Source organism: Mesorhizobium qingshengii (genome assembly GCF_900103325.1).
GTDB classification, from domain to species: domain Bacteria; phylum Pseudomonadota; class Alphaproteobacteria; order Rhizobiales; family Rhizobiaceae; genus Mesorhizobium; species Mesorhizobium qingshengii.
In genome coordinates this window covers 632,023-648,310 of the sequence record NZ_FMXM01000002.1, presented here as the reverse complement: position 1 = coordinate 648,310, position 16,288 = coordinate 632,023, and the positions used below count along the sequence as shown (strand labels likewise).

The 16,288-nt window shown below is 63.1% G+C and carries 12 protein-coding genes; 7 read left to right on the top strand and 5 right to left on the bottom strand.

The annotated features are described in order from the left end of the window. Positions 1–25 precede the first annotated feature (25 nt). The 5 genes from BLS48_RS03230 to BLS48_RS03210 form a co-directional block, all read right to left on the bottom strand. Entirely contained in the window at positions 26–1,468 is a 1,443-nt protein-coding gene (locus tag BLS48_RS03230; RefSeq protein WP_091575512.1) for an MFS transporter, read from the bottom strand. A gap of 287 nt (positions 1,469–1,755) precedes the next feature. Beyond that, the gene (locus BLS48_RS03225) at positions 1,756–2,343 is read right to left on the bottom strand and encodes a sarcosine oxidase subunit gamma (RefSeq protein ID WP_091575511.1); all 588 of its coding nucleotides are present in this window, start codon (positions 2,341–2,343) and stop codon (positions 1,756–1,758) included. After that, entirely contained in the window at positions 2,336–5,329 is a 2,994-nt protein-coding gene (locus tag BLS48_RS03220) for a sarcosine oxidase subunit alpha (RefSeq protein ID WP_091575510.1), read from the bottom strand. Before BLS48_RS03220 ends, BLS48_RS03225 begins: the two co-directional genes overlap by 8 nt. Then, entirely contained in the window at positions 5,326–5,622 is a 297-nt protein-coding gene (locus BLS48_RS03215; RefSeq protein ID WP_091575509.1) for a sarcosine oxidase subunit delta, read from the bottom strand. Before BLS48_RS03215 ends, BLS48_RS03220 begins: the two co-directional genes overlap by 4 nt. 89 nt (positions 5,623–5,711) lie before the next feature. After that, positions 5,712–6,971, bottom strand: coding sequence for a sarcosine oxidase subunit beta (locus BLS48_RS03210; protein WP_091575664.1), 1,260 nt, complete (start codon positions 6,969–6,971; stop codon positions 5,712–5,714). Between the two features lie 213 nt (positions 6,972–7,184). On the opposite strand from BLS48_RS03210, the gene BLS48_RS03205 reads away from it, so the two are divergent. From BLS48_RS03205 to BLS48_RS03175, 7 genes are all read left to right on the top strand, one after another. Then, positions 7,185–9,674, top strand: a complete 2,490-nt coding sequence (locus tag BLS48_RS03205; RefSeq protein WP_091575508.1) for a mechanosensitive ion channel family protein — start codon at positions 7,185–7,187, stop codon at positions 9,672–9,674. 220 nt (positions 9,675–9,894) lie between these two features. Beyond that, positions 9,895–10,158 (top strand): hypothetical protein, encoded by a 264-nt coding sequence (locus tag BLS48_RS03200; RefSeq protein WP_167364919.1) that lies wholly within the window; start codon positions 9,895–9,897, stop codon positions 10,156–10,158. A gap of 228 nt (positions 10,159–10,386) precedes the next feature. Next, on the top strand, positions 10,387–11,820 hold the full coding sequence (locus tag BLS48_RS03195; protein ID WP_091575506.1) for a UbiA family prenyltransferase: 1,434 nt from the start codon (positions 10,387–10,389) through the stop codon (positions 11,818–11,820). A 2-nt stretch (positions 11,821–11,822) separates the two neighbouring features. After that, the gene (locus BLS48_RS03190; RefSeq protein WP_091575505.1) at positions 11,823–13,175 is read left to right on the top strand and encodes an FAD-binding oxidoreductase; all 1,353 of its coding nucleotides are present in this window, start codon (positions 11,823–11,825) and stop codon (positions 13,173–13,175) included. A gap of 124 nt (positions 13,176–13,299) precedes the next feature. Further along, complete coding sequence (locus BLS48_RS03185; RefSeq protein ID WP_091575504.1) at positions 13,300–13,731, top strand: EamA family transporter; 432 nt, start codon at positions 13,300–13,302, stop codon at positions 13,729–13,731. After that, a complete protein-coding gene (locus tag BLS48_RS03180) occupies positions 13,728–14,735 on the top strand; it encodes an NAD-dependent epimerase/dehydratase family protein (RefSeq protein ID WP_091575503.1) in 1,008 nt (335 codons plus the stop codon). The genes BLS48_RS03185 and BLS48_RS03180 overlap by 4 nt, the downstream gene beginning before the upstream one ends. 105 nt (positions 14,736–14,840) lie before the next feature. Next, on the top strand, positions 14,841–16,271 hold the full coding sequence (locus BLS48_RS03175; RefSeq protein ID WP_208604579.1) for an aspartate aminotransferase family protein: 1,431 nt from the start codon (positions 14,841–14,843) through the stop codon (positions 16,269–16,271). The last annotated feature ends 17 nt before the right edge of the window (positions 16,272–16,288 follow it).

Genomic DNA, 16,288 nt, shown 5'->3' with positions numbered 1-16,288 from the left:
CCACGCAGGGAACCGGCGACGTCAACTATTCCGTATTCATCTGCGTGCCGTGACCGCTGACATGGGCGCCATCGCGTGGCGTCAGCCTTAGATAGGCCAGCAGTGCACAGAGCGTGATGACGCCTTCGATCACGAACAGAATCCGGAAATCCCTGGCCACGGCCGGACCGCCTCCGGCCAGGAAAGACAGCGTCGCGGCCGCCAGGCCGACGCTGATCGCGACGGCGAGCTGCCACAGTATGTAATAGAGCGCGCTGAAGCGGGCGAGTTGTTCGGGCGCGATGTCGGAATAGGCGAGGTTGCCGGTCGAGGCCCACTGCATCGAGCGGAAGACGCCGAAGACGAAGATATAGGTGAGCGTGATCCAGACCGGCGTCGTCGCCTGCATCAGGGCAAAACCAGCTACCAGACAGGCAACGATGGGCGTGTTGAAGACCAGCACGCGGCGAAAACCGAAACGGTTGAGAATGCGCGGCATGAACAGACGCATCACCAGCGATCCGATGGCCGCCACGAAGGTGAGCGATCCCGCCTGCACCGCGCTCATGCCGAAGCCGAGCTGGAACATCAGCGGCAGCAGGAAGACGACGGAGCTGAGGCCGATCGTATCCAGCCCGCCGCCGGTGAGGAAGGAGATGCGGAAGGTGCGGATGCGCAGAAGCTTGAGGTCAAGCAGCGGATTGCGGGCGCGCAAGCAGTAGAACGAGGCGGCCGTCAGGACGAGGATCGCCAGCGCAAGTTCAGCCGCGATCATGCCGCCAGCCGCGTCCTTCGCGGCGAGTGAGTCCATGCCGAAGACCAGCAGCACCATGCCGCTGCCGACCAGCAGGAAGCCCGAAAAATCGAACGGCGTGCGCACTGGCTTGGTCATCGTCGGAAACAGCGAGGCGGCAAGCACCGCCGCTGTCAGCGCGAAAGGCACGTTGATGAAGAAGATCCAGCGCCAGGAGATGTACGTGGTCAGCGCGCCGCCGACGAGCGGGCCGACCAAAGGCCCGGACTGGCCGGCCAGCGAGATGTACATGTTGATCTTGAGCGTGCGGCTGCGCGGAAAGGTTGACAGAATGACGACCTGGCCGAGCGTGCCCATCAGCGCGCCGCCGAAGCCTTGCAGCGCCCGCGCCCCGACCAGCATCCAGATATTGTCGGAGAGCCCGCACAGGGCCGACGAGGTGGCGAACACCAGCAAGGCGAAGCAGTAGACGTTGCGCAGGCCAAAGCGGTCGGCGGCCCAGCCGCCAAGCGGCATCGAGATGATCAGGCTGGCGACATAGACAGTGATCAAGAGGCCGAGCTGGCTGGGCGGGCGGCCGAGACTTTCGCTGATACCCGGCAGCGCCGTCACCACGACATTCTGGTCGAGGCTGGTCATGAAGACGCCGCAGGCAACCGTCAGCGGCAGCAGGAGCATGGCCCTGGCCGACACATCGGCGCGATCCGTGGCGCCGGCGGATATTTCTGCGGTCATGGAGATGTTCGAACCAAACGATGTGCCGACGCTGAGACGGGATTTATCCCTTGGGCCGGCTAGGCGGCCACGTTTTGCCACCATGGTCGTTTGCCGCGGAATTCTCTAGCGGCAGAACCGGTCGGCCTTGATGCCAGAACCAGGGGCGAAGCGACCATCCGGCCGCGCCAGTTAGAGCAATTCGGGAAACGGTGAATTGCTCTACTCCTTGTCTTGACGCAATTCCGGAGGGAAAGCGCGAGGCGCTTTTCCCGGGAAAACCGTTTCACACTTTTCCTGGAATTGCTCTATTGCACCTCGTAGCCGACTTCCTCGCTGGCATGGCAGAGCGCCTTCCAGAACGAGCGGGCGAACGAGCGAAAGACATAGATGTCGAACTGGTCGGCGCCGGTGCGCTGGATCTGGGCGAAGACGTCGTGATGGGTGGTCGAGCGGCCGGCGCCAACCGGGAAGGCCGGCAGCGCGAAGTCGATGGCGAAGAACTTCGCCAGCACCCATTCGGCCTTCGGCCCGGCGATGCGGATGGCGGTGCGGCCGTGCGAAAGATCGGTCACCGTGCCGATGGCCGGGGTTACCACCTTGGCGAATGCCGCGGCCAGTCCTTCGGCTTCGTCGGCGACGGTGAATTTTCCCGGTGCGAAGCCGAACACCGACTTCACGCCGTCGCTCAAGCCGCCGCCGGCACCATCGGGCAGCGCAAGCCCGGTGACGGTGCGGATGGCTGATATCAGCGCCTTTTCCTCACCGGGCCAGGCCGCCAGCTGCACGATCGAACCCGGCCGTGTCTCGGTCAGGATGATCTCGACGCCATGCTCGAAATTGCCGTGCGAGCCGACGTGAAACTCCGGCTCAAGGGGCGATTGACGCTCAACCATGCATGCGGGTCCCTTCCGGATCGAAGAAGTGGTTGGAGACGATCTCGACCGGTCCGAAGCGGTTGCGCAGGGGATCGGAGACATGGGCGCGCGTGCCGCGCCGCGCCTTGCCGCCTTTGACCAGGGCGAGCGCGATATGCTTGCCCAGCGCCGGCGAATAGCAGCAAGCGGTGATGTGGCCGATCGAGCCGTGAGGATTAGCCTCGTCAATCTCCTCGACGATGTGCGCGCCGCCATTCAGTGGCCGATTGTCGAGTGCAATCACGCCGACCAGTTCCAGACGGTCAGACGCAATCAGGCCCTCGCGGTCCATCATCGCCGAACCGATGAACGGCTTTTTCTTCGACAGCATCCAGTCGAGATGCAGGTCGCGCGCCGTGGTGCGGCCGTCGATCTCGGCGCCGGTGACATGGCCCTTCTCGATGCGCATCGTGCCCAGCGCCTCGAGCCCGTAGGTAACCAGCCCGTGCGGCTTGCCGGCCTCGATCAGTGCCTCCCAGACATGGGTGCCATGGCCGGCACCGGAATAAACCTCGAACGCCATTTCGCCGGAGAAGGAGAGCCGGCAGATCATCACCGGCACGTCAGCTATTTCGCCGCGCACGATGCCCATGAAGGGCAAGGTGGCGTTGTCGACTGCCGTGCCGGTAACACAAGAGGCGAGGATCTGCCTGGCCTTCGGCCCGCCAATCGCGGCGCCCGCCCATTCGTCGGTCACCGAGGTGACGTGGACTTTCAGCTCCGGCCAGATGACGTCGAGGAAATATTCCAGATGCTGCATCACCTTGCCGGCGTTCGCCGTGGTAGTGGTCATCAGGAAATCCTGCTCGCCCAGCCGCCAGGTGGTGCCGTCGTCAAAGGCGAGGCCGTCCTCGCGCAGCATCAGCCCGTAGCGCGCCTTGCCGACCGCCAGCGTCGAAAACATGTTGGTGTAGACGCGGTCGAGGAATGCGGCGGCATCAGGACCTTGCATGGCAATCTTGCCCAAGGTCGAGACGTCGACGATGCCGGCGCTTTCACGCGTCGCCTTGGCCTCGCGCACATAGGCTTGCTCAACCGTCTCACCGGCATGGCCATAGATCATCGGCCGGTACCAGAGGCCGGCGGAATACATGGTCGCGCCATTGGCGACATGCCAGTCATGCATCGGCGTCAGCCGCTCGGGCTTCAGGTCGCCGAAGCGCTCCGCCGCCAGCGAGCCGATCGACACCGGTGCAAAGGGCGGCCGGAAGCGCGTCGTGCCAACCTCGGGGATCGGCTTGCCCAGTGCTTCGGCCATGATGGCAAGGCCTGGGATATTGGAGCTCTTGCCCTGGTCGGTCGCCATGCCGAGCGTGGTGTAGCGCTTCAGATGCTCGACCGAGACGAAGCCTTCGCGGTGCGCCAGCCGCACATCTTCCGCCGTGACATCGTGCTGGAAATCGACAAAGCTCTTGCCCTTGGCCCTGATTTCGAAAACCGGCGCCGGATCGGGATCTCCGGGTACGGCTTCGACGATGGGCAATGCCGTCGGCGTGCCTGTTCCACCGGCCGCGGCAAGGCCGGCGGCGCGGCCTTCGGCGATCGCCTCGGCCGTCGAAAAACTGCCGGTGAAGGCGCCGGCGCCGATCCACTTTTGTGTCGGCTTCGGTGGCAGGAAGGCTTGCCGCGCGGCATTCCATTCCGCCTTGGCGCCGGCCTGGCTGGCCAGATGGATGGTCGGCGACCAGCCGCCCGATATCAGCAGGCAATCGGCGTGGATGCTGCGCGCATCGCCGGTGAGCGTGCCATTGGCCATGTCGAAGCGCTGCAGCTTGAGACCGGACAGCGCCTTGCCGCCCTCGGTGGCGACGACGGCATGGCCAGCAAGGATCTCGGCCTCGACTTCCTCGGCCAGCTTGCGCATCTCGGCTGAAAGCTCCGTCCGGACGTCGGCGATAGCGACGATCGCCGCACCCGCTTTCTTCAAGGCGACGGCCGTCCGATAGGCGCTGTCATTGTTGGTGAACAGCGCGATCCGCTCGCCCGGCAGCACGCCGAACTCATTGGCATAGCGCTCGGCGGCATGCGCCAGCATCACGCCCGGCCTGTCGTTGCCGGGGAAGACCAGCGGCCGCTCAAAAGCACCCGTGGCCAAAACAACAGAGTTGGCGCGGATTGCCCAGTAGCGATGGCGCGGCTCGCCCTTGCCGGGCTGCTCCTTGTGGTCAGTGACCCGTTCGAGTGCCGCAAGCGTGTTGTTGTCGTAATAGCCCCAGACCGTGGTGCGCGGCAAAAGCCGGACATTGTCGCGTCCTTCGAGCTGAGCGACGGTGCGGCGGGCCCAGTCGGAGGCCGGCGCGCCATCAATCGTCTCATCAGACCAGTTGGCCGAGCCGCCGAAACGCGGCTCGAGATCGGCCAGCATGACGCGAGCGCCCTGATCGGCGGCGGCCTTGGTGGCCATCAGCCCGGCGGGGCCGGAGCCGACCACCAGCACGTCGCAAAAGGCATTCATGCGCTCGTAGCGGGCCGGGTCCTTTGCCGATCCGGCGCTGCCGAGGCCGGCGGCTCGGCGGATGAAATGCTCGCAGACCATCCAGAAGCGCGTGCCTTTGAGCGGACCGATCACCGGTCCCATGAAAGTCTTGTAGTAGAAGCCGGCCGAGAGGAGCTTGCCGCCGAGCTGGTTGACGGCATTGATGTCCCAGGCAAGCGACGGAAAACGGTTCTGGCTGATGGCCACCAGTCCGTCATGGATCTCGACCATGGTCGCCGGAATGTTGGGCTCGCGGACCTCGCCCTTCAGCACCGTCACCAGGGCGTTGGGTTCTTCGACACCCGCCGTCAGCAGGCCGCGCGGGCGGTGGTATTTGAACGAGCGCCCAAAAAGGGTGACGCCCTTGGCCAGCAGGGCCGATGCCAGCGTGTCGCCGGCATGGCCGGTATAGGCCACACCGTCAAAGGTGAAGCGGATGGTTTTCAGCCTGTCGATGCGGCCGCCTGTGTCGGTGCGGCGCGGGCTCATGACTTGCCCTCGGCCTTGCGACGCGCGATCGAGGTGTGATCGCCGCGCACGAAGGCGACGCTGGATATCTCATGCGTGAGCGTGTTGCGCACGACCCGCAGATGCGCGCGGCAACCGCCGGAATGCTGCCAGATTTCGTTGTGGTCGCCGGCCGGATTCAGCCGGTCGTAGACATAGGCGTTCCACGCCTCGAAATTCTGCGAGGCGGGGTCGGGACGCTCGCGGTTGCCGTCACCCTGATAGGTGAATTCGATGACATCGCGAGGGCCGCAATACGGACAGGTGATCAACATTGAATTCTATCTTCTTGTTTGACCGTGATCCGGTCGGAAAACCGGTTTCCACTTTTCGCTAGCGCGGTCGTGCGGTTCCGGATCATGGTCTAATGCAGCCGGGGGGTCGCGCCCTGGCCCTTGTCGTCGATCACCAGCCCGCGGTGGAAGCGGTCGAGCGTGAACGGGGCGTTGAAGTCGTGCGGCTGATCCTTGGCGATGGTCCAGGCAAAGCACCAGCCGGAAGCCGGCGTCGCCTTGAAGCCGCCATAGCACCAGCCGCAGTTGAGATACATGCCGGGCAGGGGACCGGTGGTGATGATCGGCGAGCCATCCATCGACATGTCGCAGACGCCGCCCCATGAGCGCAGCATGCGCACGCGGGCAAGGCCTGGGAACAGCGCCAGCATCTCGCTCATCACTTCGTCGACGATGGGCAGATTGCCGCGCTGGGCGTAGCTGTTGTAGCCGTCGAGGTCGCCGCCATAGACAAGACCGCCCTTGTCCGACTGCGACATGTAGAAATGGCCCATGCCGAACGTCACGACGGTGTCGATGAAGGGCTTCAGCGACTCCGTGACGAAGGCCTGCAGCACGTGGCTCTCGATCGGCATCGTCTCGATGCCGGCCAACTGCATGACGCGTCCGGTGCTGCCGGCCACGGCAACCGCGACCTTCTTGGCGCGGATGTCGCCACGCGAGGTTGACACGCCTGTGACGCGGTCGCCATCGCGCAGGAAGCCGGTAACCTCGCAATTCTCGATGATGTCGACGCCGCGCCGGTCGGCACCGCGCGCATAGCCCCAGGCCACCGCATCGTGGCGGGCTGTGCCGGCGCGCCGTTGCATCAGGCCGCCGATCACCGGGAAGCGTGCACTGTCGGAGATATCAAGCGCCGGGATCAGACGCTTGATCTGCGCTGGCGTCATCAATTCGGCGTCGACGCCGAGATGGCGCATGGCATTGCCGCGCCTTGCATAGTCGTCGAACTGGGCGGGCGTGTGCGCCAGGTTCAGGCAGCCGCGCTGCGAGAACATGACGTTGTAGTTGAGCTCGTGCGACAGGTTCTCCCACAGCTTCATCGAGTGTTCGTAGAAGCGGGTGTTCGCGGGCAGCAGATAGTTCGAGCGCACAGCCGTCGTGTTGCGGCCGACATTGCCGGAGCCGAGCCAGCCCTTCTCCAGCACGGCGACATTGGTGATGCCGTGTTCCTTGGCGAGATAATAAGCGGTCGCCAGCCCATGGCCGCCACCGCCAATGATGATGACATCATAGGATGCCTTCGGATCCGGCTTGCGCCAGGCCGGCTTCCAGTCCTTGTTTCCCTTGAGCGCGTTCGCGAGCAGCGAAAAGGCCGAGTACTCTGCCATCATTGTCATCCGGTTCGGGCGATGCGGCAGACTATAGAGCAGGCCGCATCCGCAAAGCCAGTATTGCGCCATCGCCTTTCGACTGGCCGACGCTTGGGCCCGCGATCAGGTTGGGTCAGCGATCGGATGCGACGGCTTGCCCCATGATATGGCCGTCTTTATCAAGGACAGGCTTTCAAACTGCTCTTTGCGCCCGTGAGTCGCCAACAAATCATGCTTTTCCGATTGCTTCGCCTCGTTTTGGTTCTCGCCCTTGTCGTTTCGGCGCCGTTGTCGTTCGACGCGGCGGCGCAAGGGCTTGGCCAGGCGCCGGCCGGACTCGTCGCCGACCAGCAGAAAATCCTGCAGGACCTGACGACCAAGACCGACAATCTCGAAAAGAAGATCCAGCAGGACGCCGAGGACGATAGCGCCCTCGTCGATATCCGCCTGCAACTCGAGGAATTGTCGCGGCAATCGCTGAACAGCGCGCTGGCCTTCCGCACACGCCTTGGCGAGATCAACAACCGGCTTGAGCAGCTTGGCGCAGCACCCGCTGCCGGCCAGCCGCCGGAGCCCGACATCGTCAGTGGCGAACGCCAGGCACTGGTGTCCGAGAAGGCGGAAATCAACTCGGTCATCGCCGTGGCGCAAACGCTTTCGATCCGCATCAGCGGGCTGATCGATAACATCGGCAATATGCGCAGCGCGCTGTTCCGCAACCTTTTGACCAAGCGCTACGTGCTGTCCGATGCGCTGAGCCCGCAGGTCTTTTCGGATGCCAGTGACGAGTTCGGCAATTTCTACAAGGCGGTGTCGTCCTGGCTGAGCTTCGCCTTCAAGTTCAAGTTCCAGGCCATCCTCGCGGCAACCTTCGTGGCGCTCGGGCTGGCGCTGGTGCTGCTGGTCGGCGGCCGGCGCCTGTTCGGGCGGGTATTCGAAGCTGACCCCGCCAACGAAAACCCGTCCTATCTCAGCCGCCTGTCGGTGGCCTTCTGGTCGACATTGCTGCCGACGCTGGCAGTCGGCGCCTTTCTCGGCTCGACCATCTTCTTTTTCAATTATTACAATGTGTTGCGCGGCGACATAGGCCTCTTCCTCAATGCGCTGGCGACGGTCATCGGGGTGGTGTTCTGCGTCAACCGGCTGACCAATGCGGCGCTATCGCCGCGGCTGCCGACCTGGCGTCTTATCCCGGTCGAGACGGGGCCGGCGCGCTGGTTGGTTCGCTTGGCTACCGCCATGGCCGTGGTCATCAGCGTCAACACTTTCCTGTCAGTCATCAATGACAAGATGGGCTCGCCGCTGTCGCTGACCATCGCCCGCAGTTTCGTCGCCACAATCATCGTCGGCATCATCCTGATCCTGATGGCGATGCTGCGACCGTTCAAGGCGCGCGACGGAAGCTGGCGGCCATGGCCGGCATGGCTGCGTTACCTGTCGCTGTCGCTTGGTCTGTTCACCATAGTCGCGGCCTTGCTCGGCTATATCGGCCTTGCCCTGTTCGTGTCGCTGCAGGTCGTGGTCACCGGCACCGCCCTGATCACCGCCTATATCGGCTTCCTGTCGGCGCGGGCGATCGGCGATGAGGGGGCTTTCGCCAACACCTCGGTAGGGCGCTGGCTGTCGGCCAATTCCAGCTACGAGGACACGGCACTCGACCAGCTCGGCCTCGTCGTCAGCGTCGCCATCAACCTGATGATCGTGCTGGTGTTCCTGCCGCTGATCCTGCTGATGTGGGGCTTCCAGCCGGGCGACATCCAGGCGTGGGCCTACAAACTGGCAACCGGGATCAATATCGGGTCGGTGACGATTTCGGTCACTGGCATCCTCTCCGGCATCGTCGTGTTCGTCATCGGCTATTTCCTGACGCGCTGGTTCCAGGGCTGGCTCGACGGGTCGGTAATGGCGCGCGGCAAGGTCGATACCGGGGTGCGCAACTCGATCCGGCTGGCGGTCGGCTATGCCGGCGTTGCCCTTGCGGCTCTTGTCGGCATCTCGGCGGCGGGCATCGACCTGTCCAGTCTTGCGCTGGTCGCCGGTGCTCTTTCCCTCGGTATCGGCTTTGGCCTGCAGAATGTGGTGTCCAATTTCGTCTCCGGCCTGATCCTGCTGGCCGAGCGGCCGTTCAAGGTCGGCGACTGGATCGTCGCCGGCGATGTCAGCGGCACGGTCAAGAAGATCAGCGTACGCGCGACCGAGATCGAGACCTTCCAGCGTCAGTCGGTGATCCTGCCCAATTCGAACCTGATCAACAATTCTGTCGGCAACTGGACGCATCGCAACAAGCTCGGCCGCATCGACATCAAGGTCGGCGTCGCCTATGGCAGCGACGTCAAGCAGGTCCATGCCATCCTGCTGGAGATCGCGCGCAATCATCCGCTGGTGCTGAAGAACCCCGAACCCTTCGTACTGTTTTCCAATTTTGGCGCGGCCGCGCTCGAATTCGAGATCAGGGTTTTCCTGGCCGATGTGATGAACGGCAACATTCTGCAGAACGACGTCCGCTTCGCCGTGCTCGAAAAATTCAACGACGAGCACATCGAAATTCCCTCGACGCCGCGCGCCGTCGTCGAGATCAAGAAGCCCAAGGCCTGGCCGATCGACGACGACAAGATCGAGGCCGACTTCGCCGAACAGGAACAGGTGAAGGCCGAGGCCGAGGCCGAGAAGAAGCGACTGGCCAAGACGGGGCGCAAGGTGCGCAAGCCCGATCCCGACTAGGCTTCTTGTTCCCTTGTCAGCCGTTCGCGATCAGCGCTGATAATGCGCTGCGAAGATCGGTCTCGCCGCGCGTTGACCGGCATGGAGGATGCCAAAGTCGATTACGGCATGAATGCGGCATTCAGTTGCGGTTCAGCTTCCATCTCATATAAGCTTCCATGCAAAGGCGAAAATGCCTTGCGAAATGCAACAGAGGCGGTGGGAACACCGATATTGCAACATGTGGAAGTCTCTCGTCGCTGCCGTCGCCCTGGTCGCTGCCGTCGGCTCGGCCAATGCCGCGAGCGCGGTCAATAAGGACGCCGAGACCCGCACGCTGGTCGTGACGGAGGGCGGCAGCAAGACCGACCTTGCGCTGGCCGCTGGTGAAACGGTCGAGTTCTGCGCCAATGGCTGCTTCGTCACCTTGCCCAACGGCGACCTCGAAGCCCTGACCGGCTCTGAAACAGTCGAGATCTCGGGCGGCGTCGCCCGCATCAAGTAAGTCTCAACGGTATGACAGGAAAGGCCGGGCATTCGCTCGGCCTTTTATCGTTTCCGGTAGCAGTTGTTTAACAATGACGCCGGAAATACAGCCGCGGCAGCCGCCTGCAACCGGGCGTTTTAACGTTCGCTACGCCATCCCCCGCTATACCAGCTTTCAAGACGCCGAAACGGGGCGCGCAACGAGATTCCGGTTTCCCGGATCATACGCTGGCAGGGCAGGACGGACATGGATGCGCGCTCGGAAAGGAACGCAATACCGCTTGCGGTCGATCTCGACGGCACGCTGATCGCGACCGACCTGTTGTGGGAAGGACTGTTCATCCTTTTCAAGAAGAATCCGCTCTATATCTTCCTCGTGCCTTTCTGGGCCGCCAGCGGACCGGCGCGGCTGAAGCAGGCGATCGCCCAACGCATCGACATCGACCCGACGGCGCTGCCCTATCGCGAGCCGCTACTCGATCGCATTCGCGCTGAGCACGCCGAAGGCCGCAGGATCGTGCTGGCGACCGGCACGCCACGCAAATTCGCCGACGCCATCGCTACTCACCTCGGCATTTTCGACCGGGTGCTGGCAACCGACGGTCTCGACAATCTCACTTCGGGCAAGAAGCGCGCCTCGCTGATCGCGGCCTATGGCGACGGCGGTTTCGACTATGCCGGCAACAGCCGCCACGACCTCCAGGTCTTCGATGCCGCGCGAGCGGCGATCGTCGTGGCGCCCGATCGTCATGCCGCTCGCTGGCAAGCGGCGCACGGCGCCGAGACGATGCCTGTTCCGAAGCCGACATTGCGGACCATCATCAAGATGCTGCGCGTCCATCAGTGGCTGAAGAACTCGCTGATCGCGGTGCCGATGGTGCTCTCGCACGAATATTTCAACTCCGACATGATCTGGGAATGCCTGCTGGCGTTTATCTCGTTCAGCGCGGTGGCGTCGGCCATCTATATCCTCAACGATTTCTTTGACCTCGCGCTCGACCGCAAGCACGTCACCAAGCGCAACAGGCCGTTTGCGAGCGGCGCCCTGTCGATCCCGTTCGGCCTAGGCTCGATCGCTGTGCTTCTGGCGATCGGCATCGGCACCGGGCTGCTTTTGCCGGTGGAATTCCTGGCCGTGCTCGGCGGCTACATGGTCGTCACGACAGCCTATTCGCTGTCGTTCAAGCGCATGCTGCTGGTCGACGTGCTGACGCTCGCCGGCCTCTACACGATCCGCGTCCTGGCGGGTGCGGCCGCGACCGGCGTCGACGTCTCGTTCTGGCTGCTTGCCTTCTCTATCTTCTTCTTCCTGTCACTGGCGCTGGTGAAGCGCTTTGTCGAATTGCGCACCACCGCAATTCCGCCTGGCGAGCGCATTGCCGGTCGCGGCTATCGCACCGAGGACCAGGAGATCGTCGCCCAGGCCGGTATGGCCTCGGCCTTCTCCTCGGCGTTGGTTCTGGCGCTCTACATGGACAGTGTTTCGGTGCGCGAGCTTTATCCGCATCCGTGGCTGATCTGGCCGCTGGCGCCGATCGTGCTCTATCTCACCATGCGCGTTTGGATTCTCGCCCGCCGCGACGAGATGCATGACGACCCGGTCGTCTTCATCATCCGTGACTGGCGCAGCCAGATCGTCGTGCTGATCGGCGCGGTGCTGCTGGTCATCGGGGGCTGGTAGGCATGGCTGCCGAACGGTTCCACAGTTTTGGCCTCGCCACGCCGCCAGCGCCACGAGCGATCGGCGCCGAGGATGGCATTGCGCTGCTGAGGGCAGGCCAGGCCAAGCCGGCGTCGCTGCTGGCCTATGGCAATGGGCGCTCCTACGGCGATTCCTGCCAGAACGAGGCCGGCACGGTAGTCGACATGCGGCCGTTGAACCGTATCCGAGCCTTCGACGCCGAGACGGGTCTTATCGAGGCGGACTCCGGCGTGCTCCTGTCCGACATCATCGCCCATGCCGCGCCTTACGGCTTCTTCCCGGCGGTTGTTCCGGGCACGCAATTCGTCACGCTCGGCGGCGCCATCGCCAATGACGTCCATGGCAAGAACCATCATCGGCGCGGCACTTTCGGCTGCCATGTCGAGACCTTCACGCTGCTCAGGTCCGACGGAAAAAGCCATCGCTGCTCGGCGACAGACAATCCGCGGCTGTTTCGGGCGACGATCGGCGGCATGGGACTGACCGGCCTCATCCTGTCGGCCTCGATCCGGTTGATGCGGGTTCCTTCACTCGACATCGTCGAGAAGGCGACGCCGTTTCGCGACCTTGGCGAATTCTTCGGCCTGGCCGAGGCCGCCGATCAGGCCAATGAATATGCGGTCGCCTGGATCGACCAGCTTGCCGGCGGTCGCAACAGCGGTCGTGGATTGCTGTTCACCGGCAATCATGCCGATCACGGCTCGCATGCCGCCTCGCGTGCCGGCGGCAATCTCTCGATACCGGTCCAGCCGCCGTTCAATGTGCTCAATCGCCCGTTCCTGACCGCATTCAACGCTGCCTACCGTTGGAAGAAGGGGCGGTCGACGGCGCCGCGCCAGGTCGGTTACCACAGTTTCTTCTTTCCGCTTGACGGCGTGGGCGACTGGAACCGGCTTTACGGGCCGAAAGGGCTTTTCCAGCATCAGAGTGTGATACCGGAAGCGGCCGCGCGCACCGTCGTGCCGGAGCTTCTCGCTGCCGCCAGGCGAGCGGGGCAGGGGTCGTTCCTCACCGTGCTGAAACGCTTCGGCAGCGTCCGCTCGCCGGCGCTGCTTTCATTCCCGCGTCCCGGATACACGCTGACGCTTGATTTCCCCAACCGGGGAGCGGCGACGCTGGCCTTGCTGCGGGAACTCGACCGCATCACGGTCGAGGCCGGCGGTGCGGTCAATCCCTACAAGGACGCCCGCATGCCCGCCGATATCTTCGCTTCGTCCTTTCCCGAATGGCCTCGCCTGGAGGCGCTTCGCGATCAGGCCTTCATGTCAAGCTTTTGGGCGCGGACCGCAAAGAAGCTCGACACGCGGCGTGGCGCCGTCGAAGCCGCGGAATAGGTAGAATTTGAAATAATATTGGTTAGTGCAACGATAAGCTTGCGGTTCTTTCAAAACGTTCTTTTGACTTCACGAAATATTCGCGGGTTTGTAATAGGAGACGTGAAGGGGTGGCTTGGAAAACATGAAATACATCGTCTTCATTCTCTTTACGGTCATGACCAATGCCGCAGCGCAGCTGATGCTGAAGCAAGGCATGATGTCGCTCGGGCCGATCTCGTTCGAGGGCGTCAACCCGCTCATCAAGCTGTTGCAGATCGTCTTTAGCCCTTGGGTGTTCCTTGGCCTGTGCACCTTCGTCATCTCGATGGCCTCGCACCTCTATGTATTGTCCAAGGTCGAGCTTTCCTTCGCCTATCCGTTCCTCAGCCTCGCTTATGTCGCCGTCGCCATCTTCGCCTATTTCGTCTTCCGCGAGGATCTCAATGGCTGGCGCATCGCAGGCATCGCCTGCATCTGCGTCGGCACGGTGCTGATCGCGCAAAGTGGCCGCGGGCATGACGAGGAAACGGCTTCCCTTTCGTCCGACAAGATTCACAGCGAGACCGTTCGATGAGACATGTGATTTTCGGCGGCGACGGTTTCGTCGGCCGCCACCTTGCCCCGAAGCTTGTGGCTGATGGTGAGGAGGTTGTCGTCGCCGACATGGTCAAGAGCGACCTGCCGCACTACCGCAACGTCCGTTTCGTCCAGTGCGACGTGACCGAGGCTGCCTCGGTGGCATTTGTCGGCATCGAGCCAGATGACATGGTCTACAACCTGTCGGCCAAGATGCTGTCGCCGATCCAGGTGCGCGCCAAGCGCCACGATTTCTTCTTTCCGGTCAACTTCCACGGCACCGAGCACATCATGCAGGCCATGGGCAGAGCCGGCGCACCCAAGCTCGTCCACTATACGACCGACATGATCTACGGCCACACGATCACGCAGCCGATGACCGAAGAGCACCCGGTCGCACCGCTTGGCGAGTATGGTTGGTCGAAGCAGAAGACCGAGGAACTGGCCGCCGAATGGCGTAAGCGCGGCATGTCGATCTCGCTGTTTCGCCCGCGCCTCATTATCGGCCCCGGACGGCTCGGCATTCTCGAAAAACTGTTCAAGCTGATCGACTGGAATCTGCCCGTGCCGATGATCGGTTCGGGCAGGAACCCGTACCAGTTCATTTCTGTTTTCGATTGTGCGGAAGCTGCCCGCGCGGCCTGGAAGGCCGGCGTGCCCAACGAAGCCTATAATCTGGGCTCGCTCAACCCGCCACCGGTGAAGAAATTGCTCGGCGACCTGATCCGGCATGCCGGCTCGAAGTCGATCCTGCTGCCCACGCCAGGCTGGGCGGTCAAGCGCACGCTCGACCTGCTCGATCTCATGAACATGCCGATCATGGACCCGGAGCAATATCTGATCGCCGACGAGGAGTGCGTGCTCGACGTCTCCAAGGCCGAGCGCCAGCTCGGCTGGGTGCCGCAGTATCGCGACGAGGACATGCTGATCGCCGCCTACAGCGAGTACCGCGCCAAGAAGGCCGGTCACGCCGTCGCCGCCAAACATGTGCCCGCCGAATAGCGGGCTCGCAAGACAGTTTTCGTTGCGCACGATCCTGTTCGTGCGCGCAGACAGGAGATTGAAATGACCGTCATGGCCAAGCCCGAGCAGACGAATGTGCGCACCATGGTCAGCGCGCCGGCGCTGTCGCCCGCCACCATCGCCAAGCCCGACCTGATCAGCGTCGAGCAGGCCAAGTCGATGGATGTCGCGCGCATGACCGATCTGTTCAAGGCGCATCTCAATCCTGGCCAGCTGCATTTCATGAAGCTGCTCGGCTTCCACAAGATCAAGATCGAGCGCGCCGAAGGCATGTTCTACATCGACCAGAATGGCCGCAAGATCCTCGACTTCTTCGGCGGTTTCGGTTCGCTGGCTTTCGGCCACAACCATCCGCGTATCCTGGAGGCGCGGAAGAAATTCCAGGAGGAGAAGCGGCAGGAAATCGCCATCGCCTTCATGTCGCAATATGCGGCGGCACTTGCGCACAACATTGCCAAATGCTCGCCGGGCGATCTGGACATGGTGTTCCTCGGTTCGTCCGGCTCCGAAGCCATGGAAGCCGCGGTGAAGCTCGCCGAGCGCGCCGCCGGCCCGAAGCGGCCGAAAATCGTCTATGCCGAGAATTCCTTCCACGGCAAGACCAAGGGTGTGCTGGGCATTACCGACGGCCAGCTCTATCGCGCCGACTTCAGGATGGCGGACAACACGGTCCGTATTCCCTTTGCCGACATCGAAGCGGTCGAGCGTCTATTCCGCTCCGACCCGGAGGTCGGCGTCATCGTGCTCGAAACCATCCAGGGCGGTGGTGGCATCATCCAGGCGCCGGCCGAATACTGGCAGAAGCTGCGCGCACTGTGCGACCAGTATGGCGTGCTGTGGGTCGCCGACGAAGTGCAGTGCGGCTATGGCCGCTCTGGCCGCTTCTATGCCTTCGAGCATTACGGCGTCGTTCCCGATGTGACGGCGTTGGCCAAGTCGCTTGGCGGTGGCAAGGCGGCCGTCGGCGCGATGATTGCCCGGCGCGAGGTCTACATGAAGGCCTATGGCACGCCGAAGACGGCGATGATCCACGCCATGGCGACCTTCGGCGGCATGGGCGAGGCCTGCGTCACCTCGATCGAGGCGCTCAACGTGCTCTATGACGAGGGGCTGATCGACAACGCCGCCGTCACTGGCGACTATCTGCTGCAGCGGCTGCAGGCGCTGAAGGACAAGTACCCGAAGATCATTAAGGACGTGCGCGGCAAGGGCCTCATGGTCGGCCTGGAGTTCCACGACTTCTCGCAGACCTTGCCGATGGTGCTGCGCCCGATCGTCAGCGTGCTCGACGACAAGCTGAAGGGCTCCCTGTCCGGCTTCGTCGGCGCGCTGCTCTTGCGCGACTATGACGTGCTCGTCGCCTTCACCGAATACAACCGCAACGTCATCCGGCTCGAGCCGCCGCTGATCTGCCAGCGCGAGCATGTCGACCGCTTCGTCGATGCCTTCGACAGCCTGCTGTCGCGCGGTATCGTGTCGATCGTGAAGGATTTCGTCAAAAGCCAAGTCCGCTAAATAGAAGTTCGCTGAGC

Bases quoted from the DNA above. Each gene is read 5' to 3' on its own strand.
- BLS48_RS03230 (WP_091575512.1), bottom strand. From the start codon at position 1,468: ATGACCGCAGAAATATCCGCCGGCGCCACGGATCGCGCCGATGTGTCG.
- BLS48_RS03225 (WP_091575511.1), bottom strand. From the start codon at position 2,343: ATGGTTGAGCGTCAATCGCCCCTTGAGCCGGAGTTTCACGTCGGCTCG.
- BLS48_RS03220 (WP_091575510.1), bottom strand. From the start codon at position 5,329: ATGAGCCCGCGCCGCACCGACACAGGCGGCCGCATCGACAGGCTGAAA.
- BLS48_RS03215 (WP_091575509.1), bottom strand. From the start codon at position 5,622: ATGTTGATCACCTGTCCGTATTGCGGCCCTCGCGATGTCATCGAATTC.
- BLS48_RS03210 (WP_091575664.1), bottom strand. From the start codon at position 6,971: ATGGCAGAGTACTCGGCCTTTTCGCTGCTCGCGAACGCGCTCAAGGGA.
- BLS48_RS03205 (WP_091575508.1), top strand. From the start codon at position 7,185: ATGCTTTTCCGATTGCTTCGCCTCGTTTTGGTTCTCGCCCTTGTCGTT.
- BLS48_RS03200 (WP_167364919.1), top strand. From the start codon at position 9,895: ATGTGGAAGTCTCTCGTCGCTGCCGTCGCCCTGGTCGCTGCCGTCGGC.
- BLS48_RS03195 (WP_091575506.1), top strand. From the start codon at position 10,387: ATGGATGCGCGCTCGGAAAGGAACGCAATACCGCTTGCGGTCGATCTC.
- BLS48_RS03190 (WP_091575505.1), top strand. From the start codon at position 11,823: ATGGCTGCCGAACGGTTCCACAGTTTTGGCCTCGCCACGCCGCCAGCG.
- BLS48_RS03185 (WP_091575504.1), top strand. From the start codon at position 13,300: ATGAAATACATCGTCTTCATTCTCTTTACGGTCATGACCAATGCCGCA.
- BLS48_RS03180 (WP_091575503.1), top strand. From the start codon at position 13,728: ATGAGACATGTGATTTTCGGCGGCGACGGTTTCGTCGGCCGCCACCTT.
- BLS48_RS03175 (WP_208604579.1), top strand. From the start codon at position 14,841: ATGGTCAGCGCGCCGGCGCTGTCGCCCGCCACCATCGCCAAGCCCGAC.